Origin of the sequence: Variovorax paradoxus B4, from assembly GCF_000463015.1 — a bacterium.
GTDB classification, from domain to species: domain Bacteria; phylum Pseudomonadota; class Gammaproteobacteria; order Burkholderiales; family Burkholderiaceae_C; genus Variovorax; species Variovorax paradoxus_E.
In genome coordinates this window covers 1,799,198-1,811,657 of the sequence record NC_022247.1, presented here as the reverse complement: position 1 = coordinate 1,811,657, position 12,460 = coordinate 1,799,198, and the positions used below count along the sequence as shown (strand labels likewise).

The 12,460-nt window shown below is 67.8% G+C and carries 10 protein-coding genes; 5 read left to right on the top strand and 5 right to left on the bottom strand.

The window, feature by feature from the left end; translation table 11 throughout:
* The first annotated feature begins 25 nt into the window (after nucleotides 1-25).
* From aptA to VAPA_RS08255, 3 genes are all read left to right on the top strand, one after another.
* Nucleotides 26-1,381: an omega-aminotransferase AptA gene (aptA, locus tag VAPA_RS08265; protein WP_021006311.1), complete on the top strand. Its 1,356-nt coding sequence runs from the start codon at nucleotides 26-28 to the stop codon at nucleotides 1,379-1,381.
* Between the two features lie 65 nt (nucleotides 1,382-1,446).
* The gene (locus tag VAPA_RS08260) at nucleotides 1,447-2,553 is read left to right on the top strand and encodes a substrate-binding domain-containing protein (protein WP_021006310.1); all 1,107 of its coding nucleotides are present in this window, start codon (nucleotides 1,447-1,449) and stop codon (nucleotides 2,551-2,553) included.
* 36 nt (nucleotides 2,554-2,589) lie between these two features.
* Nucleotides 2,590-4,029, top strand: coding sequence for an MFS transporter (locus VAPA_RS08255; RefSeq protein WP_021006309.1), 1,440 nt, complete (start codon nucleotides 2,590-2,592; stop codon nucleotides 4,027-4,029).
* A 58-nt stretch (nucleotides 4,030-4,087) separates the two neighbouring features.
* Here VAPA_RS08255 and VAPA_RS08250 read toward each other — a convergent pair whose 3' ends face one another.
* The gene (locus VAPA_RS08250) at nucleotides 4,088-5,380 is read right to left on the bottom strand and encodes an SUMF1/EgtB/PvdO family nonheme iron enzyme (RefSeq protein ID WP_021006308.1); all 1,293 of its coding nucleotides are present in this window, start codon (nucleotides 5,378-5,380) and stop codon (nucleotides 4,088-4,090) included.
* A gap of 199 nt (nucleotides 5,381-5,579) precedes the next feature.
* Here VAPA_RS08250 and VAPA_RS08245 point away from each other — a divergent pair, with 199 nt between their 5' ends.
* Nucleotides 5,580-6,179, top strand: coding sequence for a TRAP transporter small permease subunit (locus VAPA_RS08245; RefSeq protein ID WP_021006307.1), 600 nt, complete (start codon nucleotides 5,580-5,582; stop codon nucleotides 6,177-6,179).
* A gap of 11 nt (nucleotides 6,180-6,190) precedes the next feature.
* Nucleotides 6,191-8,014 carry a TRAP transporter large permease gene (locus VAPA_RS08240; RefSeq protein WP_021006306.1) on the top strand — a complete coding sequence of 608 codons (1,824 nt, stop codon included), beginning with the start codon at nucleotides 6,191-6,193 and terminating at the stop codon, nucleotides 8,012-8,014.
* A gap of 98 nt (nucleotides 8,015-8,112) precedes the next feature.
* Here the strand turns inward: VAPA_RS08240 and dctP are convergent, their stop codons facing one another.
* The 4 genes from dctP to VAPA_RS08220 form a co-directional block, all read right to left on the bottom strand.
* Nucleotides 8,113-9,195 carry a TRAP transporter substrate-binding protein DctP gene (gene dctP, locus VAPA_RS08235; protein ID WP_021006305.1) on the bottom strand — a complete coding sequence of 361 codons (1,083 nt, stop codon included), beginning with the start codon at nucleotides 9,193-9,195 and terminating at the stop codon, nucleotides 8,113-8,115.
* Between the two features lie 112 nt (nucleotides 9,196-9,307).
* A complete protein-coding gene (dxs, locus tag VAPA_RS08230; protein WP_021006304.1) occupies nucleotides 9,308-11,164 on the bottom strand; it encodes a 1-deoxy-D-xylulose-5-phosphate synthase in 1,857 nt (618 codons plus the stop codon).
* Between the two features lie 38 nt (nucleotides 11,165-11,202).
* Entirely contained in the window at nucleotides 11,203-12,120 is a 918-nt protein-coding gene (locus tag VAPA_RS08225) for a polyprenyl synthetase family protein (protein WP_021006303.1), read from the bottom strand.
* Nucleotides 12,117-12,383 (bottom strand): exodeoxyribonuclease VII small subunit, encoded by a 267-nt coding sequence (locus VAPA_RS08220; protein WP_021006302.1) that lies wholly within the window; start codon nucleotides 12,381-12,383, stop codon nucleotides 12,117-12,119. The genes VAPA_RS08225 and VAPA_RS08220 overlap by 4 nt, the downstream gene beginning before the upstream one ends.
* Between the last annotated feature and the right edge of the window lie 77 nt (nucleotides 12,384-12,460).

The following is a 12,460-nucleotide window of genomic DNA, read 5'->3' as shown; positions in this document are numbered from 1 at the left end:
GAGCCCGCCCTGCGCGGGAAGCGCCATGACCCTTGCAACGCCCGCCATCGAACCGACGCCCGCCCTGCGCACCGACGCCGCCTGGCTCGACGCGCACTGGATGCCCTACACCGGCAACCGCAACTTCAAGGCCGATCCGCGCATGATCGTGGAGGCCAAGGGCGCCTACTTCACCGATGGCGACGGCCGCAAGATCTTCGACGGCCTCTCGGGCCTGTGGTGCTCGGGCCTCGGCCACGGCCGCCCCGAGATCACCGAGGCGGTGAGCCGCCAGATCGCCAGGCTCGACTACTCGCCCGCCTTCCAGTTCGGCCATCCGCTCTCGTTCGAGTTAGCCAACAAGCTCAAGGAGCTCACGCCCGCGGGGCTGGACTACGTGTTCTTCACCGGCTCGGGCTCCGAAGCCGCCGACACCTCGCTCAAGATGGCGCGCGCCTACTGGCGCACCAAGGGTCTCGCGAGCAAGACGCGCCTGATCGGCCGCGAAAAGGGCTACCACGGCGTCAACTTCGGCGGCATCTCGGTGGGCGGCATCGCGGCCAACCGCAAGCTCTTCGGCCAGGGCGTGGAAGCGGACCACCTGCCGCACACGCAGATTGCAGGCAACGCCTTCACGCGCGGCATGTCGGAGAACGGCGCCGAGCTGGCCGACCGCCTGCTCGACCTGATCGCGCTGCACGATGCGTCGAACATCGCGGCCGTGATCGTGGAGCCCTTCGCGGGCTCGGCCGGCGTGGTGATTCCGCCCAAGGGCTACCTGAAGCGCCTGCGCGACATCTGCACCGCCAACAACATCCTCCTGATCTTCGACGAGGTCATCACCGGTTTCGGCCGCTGCGGCGCGCTCACGGGTGCCGAAGCCTTTGGCGTGACGCCCGACATCATGAACATCGCCAAGCAGGTGACCAACGGCGCGCAGCCGATGGGCGCGGTGATCGCCAGCAAGGAGATCTACGACACCTTCATGGCGGCCGGCGGGCCCGACTACATGCTCGAATTCCCGCACGGCTACACCTACGGCGCGCACCCGGTGGCCTGCGCCGCCGGCATCGCGGCGCTCGACGTGCTGCAGAAGGAAGACATGATCGGCCGCGTGCAGGCGCTCGCGCCACACTTCGAGAACGCGGTGCACAGCCTCAAGGGCAGCAAGCACGTGACGGACATCCGCAACTACGGCCTGGCGGCGGGCATCACGATCGCCGCCCTGCCGGGGGAGCCGGCACGCCGCCCGTACGAGATCGCCATGAACTGCTGGAAGAAGGGCTTCTACGTGCGCTACGGCGGCGACACGATCCAGCTCGCACCGCCCTTCATTTCCGAGAAGGCCGAGATCGACCGCCTCGTCAACGCCCTGGCCGACGCCCTCGCAGAAACAGCCTGACGCACGGCAGGCAGGCAATGGACGGCTCTGCATAATGAGCCGGCCTCCATTTCCCGCCAGCCCCCGTGCAACAGATCGACCTTTCCTACGCGATCCGGCCCCGCCGCAACGGATCGCGGCAGATCCGCAATCCGCTGATGCAGATCCTGCAGGCGGTGCGCGAGCACGGCTCCATCTCGGCCGCGTCGCGCGCGCTCGACCTGTCCTACCGCCACGTGTGGGGCGAGCTGAAGCACTGGGAACAGGCGCTCGGCCATCCCCTGGTGCAGGGTGAGCGGGGCCAGCGCGCGCAGCTTTCCGAATTCGGCGACAAGCTGCTGTGGGCCGAGCGCCAGGCCCAGGCCCGGCTGGCGCCGCAGATCGAGGCGCTGCATGCCGAACTCGAGCGCGCCTTCGCCCTGGCCTTCGACGACCGCACCCATGTGCTGAGCCTGCAGGCGAGCCACGACGATGCACTCGCGCTGCTGCGCACCCATGCGGCGGGCACCGCGCAGCTGCACCTGGACATCCAATTCACCGGCAGCGTCGATGCGATCCGCGCGCTCAACCAGGGCCGCTGCGTGATGGCGGGCTTTCACACGCTGGAGCATCCGCCGCGCGGCTCGCTGGCCCAGCGCACGTACCAGCCGCTGCTCAAGCCCGGGCAGCACAAGCTGATCGGATTCGCGCGGCGCACGCAGGGCCTGCTCGTGGCGCCGGGCAATCCGCTCAACCTGCGCTCGCTGGCCGACGTGGCGCGGCTGCGCGCGCGCTACGTCAATCGGGCCATCGGCACCGGCACGCGCGTGCTGCTGGACGAGCTGCTGGCGCAGGCCGGGCTCGATGCCCCTGCGCTCACGGGCTATGAACGCTGCGAAACCTCGCATGCCGCCGTCGCGCATGCCGTGGCGTCCGGGCAGGCCGATGCCGGGCTCGGGCTCGAGTCGGCCGCCCACGCCGAAGGGCTCGACTTCGTGCCCCTGGTGCGCGAGCGCTATCACCTGGCCTGCCTCAAGTCGGCGCTCGACCAGCCCGCCCTCCAGGCGCTGGTGGCGGTGCTGCGCAGCGCGAACTGGCAGCACCTGCTGGGGACGCTGCCCGGCTACGAAGCCGCCGACAGCGGCGAGGTGCAGTCGCTGCGCGCGCTGCTGCCCTGGTGGACCTTCCAGCGCGAGAAGGCACACGGGCATTGAAGAGGCCGTCCGGGCGCATGGGTTAAGGTTGAGCCCATGACAGCTGCGGTGCACAGCGACATTCCCGCCCGTCTCGACCGCCTGCCCTGGTCGCGCTGGCACTGGCGCGTGGTGATCGCCCTCGGCGTGGCCTGGGTGCTCGACGGCCTCGAGGTAACGCTGGTCGGCTCGATCGGCGCCGTGCTCGAGAGGCCCGACACGCTGGGGCTCAGCGCCGGCGAGATCGGCTGGTCGGGCTCGATCTACATCGCGGGCGCGGTGATCGGCGCCCTGCTCTTCGGCCGCCTGACCGACCGGCTCGGGCGCAAGAAGCTGTTCCTGGTCACGCTGGTGGTCTACACCCTGGGCACGCTGGCCACCGCGTTCTCGCCGAACTTCGCTTTTTTTGCACTCTGCCGTTTCATCACGGGCCTGGGCATCGGCGGCGAATACGCGGCCATCAACTCGGCCATCGACGAGCTCATTCCGGCGCGCGTGCGCGGCCGCGTCAACCTCGCAATCAACGGCAGCTTCTGGATCGGCGCGGCGCTGGGTGCCGGGCTCAGCCTGGTGCTGCTCGATCCGCGCGTGATCGGTCCGGTATGGGGCTGGCGCGTGGGTTTCGCGCTGGGCGCGGTACTGGCGGTGGCCATCCTGCTGGTGCGGCGCCACGTGCCCGAAAGCCCGCGCTGGCTGATGTTGCATGGCCGTGCCGACGAGGCGCTGCGCATCGTCGAGACCATCGAGGCCGAGGTTCGCGCACAGCACGGCCCGCTGGCGCTGGCGGAAGGCCGCGTGACGTATGCCGGCGGGCACCACCGCAGCCCGTCGATGGGCGAGGTGGCGCATGTGCTGCTGCGCCGCTACCGCGCGCGCAGCGTGGTCGCGGTGGCGCTGATGGTTTCGCAGGCCTTCTTCTACAACGCGATCTTCTTCACCTATGCGCTGGTGCTCACGCGCTTCTACGGCGTGGCCGAGGACAACGTGGCGCTCTACATCTTTCCGTTCGCGCTCGGCAACGTGCTCGGGCCGCTGCTGCTGGGTCCGCTGTTCGACAGCGTGGGCCGGCGCAAGATGATCGCGCTGACCTACGTGCTCGCGGGCGTGGGGCTCGCGTTCACCGGCTGGGCCTTCATGATGGGCTGGCTCGATGCGCGCAGCCAGGCGCTGTGCTGGTCGGCGGTGTTCTTCCTGGCCTCGGCCGCGGCGAGTTCCGCCTACCTCACGGTCAGCGAAGTGTTCCCGCTCGAGATGCGGGCCATGGCCATCGCGATCTTCTACGCCATCGGCATGGGCGCGGGCGGCTTCGTGGCGCCTGTGCTGTTCGGCGTCCTGATCGAAACCGGGAGCCGAGGCGCGGTGATGGTGGGCTACGCGATCGGCGCCACGCTGGTCATCGTCGCGGGGTTGCTGGCGCTGCGCTATGCGGCCGATGCGGAGTGCAAGCCGCTGGAGGAAGTGGCGCCGCCGCTGTCGTCAGACCCGCATCCTCGCTGACCCCATTCGGGAAACACCGCGGAGGCGGCTGCACGAAGTGTGCCGCTCAGGGGGTGAGTCACAGACTGCAGGTCCGGAAGCCGAAAAAACCGTCGTCACGGCCCGGCAGCGCAAAGCCCCGGCGGCGCGGCGAACGCAAACGCGAGCGGGTCGCGAACGAGGCACCGCGCAGCACGCGTGCTTCGCCGAATGCGGGCACGGGATCGAACTCGCTGCCCGCGCTCCACGGATCGGCGCGAAAGCCGGGCCAGGGCCGCAGCGTGCCAGCCGTCCATTCATGCACGTCGGCCCAGCGAAAACCGCGCCGGGCCGCCGTGTGCGCCGCAATCTCCCATTCGACCTCGGTCGCGATGCGCCGGCCGGCCCAGCGCGCCCAGGCATCGGCCTCCCACCAGCTCAGGTGCACCGCGCTGTGGTGGCCGGCCGCACGCACGGTGGCACCAAAACGGTGCTGCAGCACCGAGCCGCCGGTGCCATTTCGCGCGGCGCCGATCTGCTCGACATGGCGCGGCCCGCGGCGCCCTTCGATCTGCGAGGCCAGCCATTGCCAGCCTTCCGGATGCCAGAACTCCTTGCGGTCGTAGCCGCCTTCGTCGACGAATTCGATGAACTGGTTCCAGGTTACCGGCTGGGCGTCGATCTCGAACTCGGGCACGTCGACCCGGTGCGCGCCCTGCTCCTGCGCGAAGGCGAATCCGCAGCCATCGGGCAGGCCGAGCTCCCATTGGGTTGCCGGCAGCAGCAGCGGCTCGCGCGTGACGGCCGTGGGCATCGGCTCGATGCCCAGCGGCAGCCCCAGGGTCTGCGCCATCACGATGAACTGCTCGCCGCGCAGGTCTTCATGGAAGAGCGCGAGGCGGTAGAAGTACAGTCCCGGATCGGTCTCGGCCGCATGCTCGAGCAGTTCGAGCGTGCTCTCCAGCGTTTCGAGCAGGTAGGCCTTGGTCTGGCCAAGGTCCGGCAGGCCAGGCGACCAGCGCTGCGCGGGCGGTACCTGGGCCGGATTCCACCAGTCGTCGGCACCGGGCTCTATGGCGGCCAGCCGGGTCGGCCGCACCGGGCAATCGGCGCCGAAGGCGCGCTGGGTGTTGCGCCCGATCCACCACTCGGCAAACCAGCCGATGTGCCCGGCCAGCCAGACCGGCGGCACCACACCCGCATCGTCCGTGCGCGCCACCGCGAGCGCGGGCGAGCCCAGCGCCTCTTCGTAGAGCGACAACAGGTGAAGCGTGTGGTTGCGCGCATCGATCAGGGCCAGCGACAGCAGTTCCCGGCCCGCCCGCTGCATGTCGGGCGACTCGATGGAATGCGGCAAGCCCGCGGGCAGCAGGGGCGGCAACGACGACGGCATGTTTCATTATGGCGAGCCGCCGCACCATCGCGGCGCATTGCGCCCCGCGCCTACGGGAATACACCGCCCGGCCTGGTCCGAAAACGGCTTCCCGCGCCGATAAAATCGCGCGTCCGCCGAAAGCCCCCGGACCGCCGCTCGCCGGCGGGAGCCGGCCCGCTTTTGCATCCAAGCATCCATTTCCTCTCTGGAGAAGAGCATGAATTTCCTGCTCAGATTTTCGCGCGCGGTCGATTGGCTCAATGGCCAGATCGGCAAGTACGTGATCTGGCTCATCCTGGCGTCCACCGTCATCAGCGCCGTCAACGCGGTGGTTCGCAAGGTCTTCAATGTCAGCTCCAACGCGTATCTCGAAGTGCAGTGGTACCTGTTCGCCGCATCGTTCCTGATTGCCGCAGGCTACACGCTGCTGAACCAGGAACACGTGAAGGTCGACGTGCTTGTCAGCCGCCTGTCCAAGCGCGGACAGATCTGGGTCGACATCATCGGCTTCGTCTTCTTTCTCACGCCGTTCTGCTTTGCCATCCTCTGGTATGGCATTCCATTCTTCCTGCAGGGCTACCGCTCGGGCGAGGTGTCGAACAACGCCGGGGGCCTGCTGCGCTGGCCGGTCTACGCGATGATCCCGCTGGGCTTCTCCCTGCTGATGCTGCAGGGGTGGTCCGAGCTGATCAAGCGCATCGCCTTCCTCCAGGGCCGGATCGAAGATCCGACGTCGAAGCGGGGAGAAAAAACGGCTGAGGAAGAGCTTGCCGAGTCGATCCGCCGGCTGGCCGAAGCCCAAACCAAATCCAGCTGAAGCGGAACATCATGGAATTCATTGTTCAGAACTACGCCCCGCTGATGTTTGCGGGCCTGATCTGCTTTCTGCTGGTCGGTTTCCCGGTTGCCTTCAGCCTCGGCGCCTGCGGGCTGTTCTTCGGCTTCGTCGGCATCGAGCTCGGGCTGTTGCCCGAAGCCCTGTTGCAGGCCATGCCGCTGCGGCTCTTCGGCATCATGCAGAACGACACGCTGCTGGCGATTCCGTTCTTCACGCTCATGGGGCTGATCCTCGAGCGCAGCGGCATGGCCGAAGACCTGCTCGAGACCATCGGCCAGCTGTTCGGCCCGATCCGCGGCGGCCTCGCGCTGGCCGTGGTGTTCGTGGGTGCGCTGCTCGCGGCCACCACGGGCGTGGTGGCGGCTTCGGTGATCTCGATGGGCCTGATTTCGCTACCGATCATGATGCGCTACGGCTACGACCGGCGCCTGGCGACAGGGGTGATCGCGGCCTCGGGCACGCTGGCACAGATCATTCCGCCTTCTCTGGTGCTGATCATCCTGGCCGACCAGCTCGGCCGCAGCGTCGGCGACATGTACAAGGGCGCCTTCCTGCCCGGCTTCCTGCTGATGGGCATGTATGCGGGCTACGTGATCCTGCTCGCCCTGTTCAAGCCCTCGTGGGTGCCGGCCCTGCCGCCGGAAGCGCGCACGCTGCGCGAGGACAACGGCAAGAGCGGCGGCCCCTCGCTGCTGGTGCTCACCGCGGTCTGCGTCGTGGCCTCGGTATGGTTCGCCCGGCACATTGCCGACATCCATACCTGGTGGAAGGGCGAAGAAGTCACGAGCGTGGCCACCGACGAGACCATCGTGGTGTCGATGTGCGCCGGCGTGCTGCTGGCGCTGGTCATTGCCGTCATCAACCGCGTCACGCGCCTGGGCCTGCTCTCGCGCATGGCGGAGCGCGTGACCTTCGTGCTCATTCCCCCGCTGCTGCTGATCTTCCTCGTGCTCGGCACCATCTTCCTGGGCGTTGCCACGCCGACCGAAGGCGGCGCGATGGGTGCCATGGGTGCGCTCATCATGGCCACGGTGCGCCGGCGAATGAGCATGTCGCTGCTCAAGCAGGCGCTCAACACCACCACCAAGCTGTCGTGCTTCGTGGTGTTCATCCTGATCGGCGCCACGATCTTCGGCCTGGTGTTCCAGGGCGTGGACGGTCCGCGCTGGGTGGAGCACCTGCTGGCCAAGGTACCGGGCGGCCAGCTGGGCTTCCTGATCGTGGTGAACGTCATGGTGTTCTTCCTGGCGTTCTTCCTCGACTTCTTCGAGCTGTCGTTCATCGTGGTGCCGCTGCTGGCACCGGTGGCCGACAAGCTGGGCATCGACCTGATCTGGTTCGGCGTGCTGCTGGCGGTGAACATGCAGACTTCGTTCATGCATCCGCCATTCGGCTTTGCGCTGTTCTACCTGCGCAGCGTGGCGCCGACCAAGGCCTACAAGGACCGAGTCACGGGCAAGCAGATCGAGCCCGTCACCACCATGCAGATCTACTGGGGCGCCGTGCCGTTCCTGCTGATCCAGCTCACGATGGTCGGCCTGATCATTGCGTTCCCGGGCATCGTGTCGAGCGGGCTGGACAAGAAAGAGGTCTATGACCTCGACAAGGTCATGCGCGAGATGGAAGCCAACATGCCGGGCTCCACGCCCGAGGTGCCGGCGCCCGAAGTGCCGGCGCCCGATGCGGGTGGCGCACCGGCACCTGCGCCCGAAACCGGGGCCTCGGCACCCGGGGACGGCGTGGCGGCCCCGGCGGCCGAGGAGGATCCGATGAAGGCCATGCTGGAATCGATGGAGCGGGACAAGAAGAAGTAGCCCGTCCCCTGGTTCCAGGCCCGCGCAACGCGCGGGCCGCACACGAAAAAAAGCCCGCGTGACGCGGGCTTTTCTTTGGCCGGGCCGAAGCCCGCGGATCAGAGCTTCTGCTTGGACATGAAGCTGTCGAAGGCCGACTCGGCGAAGCGGAACCACAGCACCTGGTCGCGCTGGAACGTGCGCAGGTCGGCGTAGATCTTCTTCCACTCTGGGCTCTTGGCGTCGTTCTCCGCGAACACTTCCATCGAGGCCTTGAAGGAGGCGTCAAGCACGGCCTGCGAGAACGGCAGCACCTTGGTCTTGGACGCCACCAGCTGCTTCAGCGCGGTGGGGTTCAGCGCGTCGTACTTGGCGAGCATGTCGGACGAAGCCACGGCGGCAGCCGCTTCCACGATGGCCTTGTTCTCGGCCGAGAGGCCGTCGAACGCCTTCTGGTTGATGAAGAAGTCCACTTCCGGACCGCCTTCCCACCAGCCGGGGTAGTAGTAGAACGGTGCCACCTTGTTGAAGCCGAGCTTCTGGTCGTCATAGGGGCCGACCCATTCGGCGGCATCCAGCGTGCCCTTTTCGAGCGACTGGTAGATCTCGCCGCCGGGGATGCTCTGCGGCACCGCGCCCAGCTTGGTCATGACGTCGCCGATGAGGCCGCCGCCCAGGCGCATCTTCATGCCCTTGAAATCGGCCGGCGACTTGATTTCCTTGCGGTACCAGCCGCCCATCTGGCAGCCCGTGTTGCCGCCGGCAAAGCTCAGCATGTTGTACTTGGCGTAGAACTCGTTCATGAGCTTGCGGCCGTTGCCGTGCATCATCCACGCGTTCATCTGGCGCGAGTTCAGGCCGAACGGAATGGCCGAGCCCAGCGCGAATGCGGGGTTCTTGCCGTAGAAGTAGTAGGGCACGGTGTGGCACATCTCGACCGAGCCGTTCTGCACGCCGTCCACCACGCCGAAGGGAGGCATCAGCTCGCCGCCGGCATGAACCGAGATTTCGAACTTGCCGCCCGACATGGCCCTGACCGCCTTGGCGAAGACCTCCGCGCCGCCGTAGATGGTGTCGAGCGACTTGGGAAAGCTCGATGCCAGGCGCCAGCGGACGGCCGCCTGCGCATGAACTGCGGGCGCAATGCCGGCGGCCAGAACGCCAGCGATGCCGGCGTTTTTGATGAGGGAACGACGATCCATTGAATTCACTCCGAGTGCATTGGAAAAAACGAAACGCGGCTTGTGGCCGCGTCGAGGACTTTTGTAAGTCTTGCTTATTGTAAAAACGCGCTTACACGCGGCCGGCGGGGGTTTACCCTGCGGCGGCACCGAAGCGCTGCGTGATCGAGGCGGCAATGCCGGCCGCATCGAGCCCGATCGACGCGAGCAATTTGCCCGGATCGCCATGCTCGATGAAGCGGTCGGGCAGGCCCAGTTGCAGCACCGGCCTTTGCACGTTGGCCGCCTGCAGTGCCTCGAGCACCGCACTGCCCGCGCCGCCCATGACGGCCCCCTCTTCGAGCGTGACGATGGCGTCGTGCGTGCCCGCCACCTTCAGCAGCAGCTCGACGTCGAGCGGCTTGGCCCAGCGCATGTTGACCACCGTGGCGTCGAGCGATTCGGCCGCCGTGAGCGCCGGGTACAGCAGGGTGCCGAAGGCGAGGATGGCGATGCGCTGGCCCTCCCTGCGCACTTCGCCCTTGCCGAACGGCAGCGCGTCGAGCGCGAGGTGCGGCACCACGCCGGCGCCGGCCCCGCGCGGATAACGCACGGCCACCGGGTGGTTCTGCTCGTAGGCGCTCGACAGCAGCTGGCGGCACTCGCGCTCGTCGGCCGGGCAGGCAATGCTCATGTTGGGAATGCAGCGCAGGAACGGGATGTCGTAGGCGCCCGCGTGCGTGGCGCCGTCGGCGCCCACGAGGCCGGCGCGGTCGAGCGCGAACACCACCGGCAGGTTCTGGATCGCGACGTCGTGGATCAGCTGGTCGTAGGCGCGCTGCAGGAAGGTCGAGTAGATCGCCACCACGGGCTTCAGGCCTTCGCAGGCCAGGCCCGCCGCGAAGGTGACGGCATGCTGTTCGGCAATGCCGACGTCGTAGTACCGGTCGGGAAAGCGCTGCTCGAACTCGACCAGCCCCGAGCCTTCGCGCATGGCCGGCGTGATGCCCACCAGCCGGCCGTCGTGTGCGGCCATGTCGCACAGCCACTGGCCGAAGACCTGCGTGAAGGTCTGCTTGGCCACCGCGGTGGGCTTGATCAGCCCGACCTGCGGATCGAACTTGCCGGGCCCGTGGTAGGCCACCGGATCGGCCTCGGCCAGCTTGTAGCCCTGCCCCTTCTTGGTGACCACGTGCAGGAACTGCGGGCCGTCCAGGTGCTTGAGGTTCTCGAGCGTGGGCACCAGCGAATCGAGGTCGTGGCCGTCGATGGGACCGACGTAGTTGAAGCCGAACTGCTCGAACAGCGTGGCCGGCACCACCATGCCCTTGGCATGCTGCTCGAAGCGCTTGGCCAGTTCGAACAGCGGCGGCGCGGCACGCAGCACGCTCTTGCCGACGTTCTTGGCCGCGGCGTAGAAGTTGCCGCTCATCAGCTGCGCGAGGTAGCGGTTGAGCGCACCCACGGGCGGGCTGATCGACATGTCGTTGTCGTTCAGGATCACCAGCAGCTTGCAGTCGCACACGCCGGCGTTGTTGAGCGCCTCGAAGGCCATGCCGGCCGTGAGCGCGCCGTCGCCGATGATGGCCACGGAATGGCGGTCCTCGCCCTTCTGCTTGGCCGCCATGGCCATGCCGAGCGCAGCCGAGATGCTGGTCGACGAGTGCGCCGTGCCGAAGGTGTCGTATTCGCTCTCGCTGCGCTGCGGAAAGCCCGAGATGCCCCCGATCTGGCGCAGCGTGGGCATGCGCTCGCGCCGGCCGGTCAGGATCTTGTGCGGATAGGTCTGGTGGCCCACGTCCCACACCAGGCGGTCGTGCGGCGTGTTGAACACATGGTGCAGCGCGACGGTGAGCTCGACCGTGCCGAGGTTGGAACTCAGGTGGCCGCCGGTGCGCGAGACGTTGTCGAGCACGCAGGCGCGCACCTCGTCGCACAGCTGCTTGAGCTGGGCGCGGTCGAATTGGCGGATCGGGGATGGATCGTGAAGCGTGGGAAGCAGCGCAGCCATGGGAACGTCGTGGGTCTTCTTGTCCATCTGTGAGTTGTTCATCGGTCGCGGTCGACGACCATGTGGGCCAGCGCGCGCAAGGCCGCGGTATCGGCAAGGCCGCTGCGGTCCAGCGCCGCAAGCGATTCGGCCAGCAGCTGCCTCGCCTGCGCACGCGCGCCGTCGAGGCCCCACAGCGAAACATAGGTGGGCTTGTCGGCGGCCGCATCCTTGCCGGCCGTCTTGCCGAGGGTCTGCGAATCGGCCGTGACGTCGAGAATGTCGTCGACCACCTGGAACGCCAGGCCGATGGCGGCGCCGTAGTCGCGCAGGGCGGCCAGCGCATCGGATGCCACGGCACCGGCACAGGCCGCGCCCATCTCGACGCTGCCCTGCAGCAGCGCGCCGGTTTTCAGGCGGTGCATTTCGCGCAGCTGCGCTTCGTTCAGCGCCAGGCCCACACTGGCCAGGTCGATGGCCTGCCCGCCCGCCATGCCCTGGCTGCCCGCGGCACGCGCGAGCAACCGGCACAGCATGGCCTGGATCGATGCGGGAATCTCGTCGCCGTCGGGCGTCAGCAGCTCGAAGGCCAGGGCCTGCAAGGCATCGCCGGCCAGCAGCGCATCGGCTTCGCCGAACTTCACGTGCACCGTGGGCTTGCCACGCCGCAGCACGTCGTTGTCCATGCTCGGCAGGTCGTCGTGCACCAGCGAGTAGGCGTGGATCAGTTCCGTTGCACAGGCCGCGCGCAGCGCCGCAGCCGCATTGCCGCCGACCGCTTCGCTCGCGGCCAGCACCAGGAGCGGCCGCAGCCGCTTGCCGCCGTCCAGCACGGCATAGCGCATGGCATCGCCGAGCAGCACCGGCGCATCGACGCCGACCCAGCGCGAAAGCGCCGCCTCGACGCGCGCCAGGTACGGGTCGCTCCAGCTGGCCAGGCGTGCAGCATCCCATTCCACCGCTTTAACCGCGCTCATTCGGCGGTCCAGGGCTTGAGGCTGCCCGCGTCGAGCACCTTGATCTGGTCTTCGACCGCCTGGAGCTTTTCGCGGCAGAAGGCGAGCAGCGCCGCACCGCGCTGGTAGCTGCCGAGCAACTGGTCGAGCGGCAACTGGCCCGACTCGAGTTCTGCAACCAATTGTTCCAACTCCTGGAGCCCGGCTTCGTAGCTGGCCGGCAGCGGCCCCGTGTCGGGCGTGGCTGCCGGGCTGGACGTGGAGGAAGAAGGGACCTTGGGCATGCGAGACAACGAGTGTGAAACCGCGCATTTTAGGGCGGGGAACCAAACGGGCGCCGGCATGTGGCGCGCCACGGGCA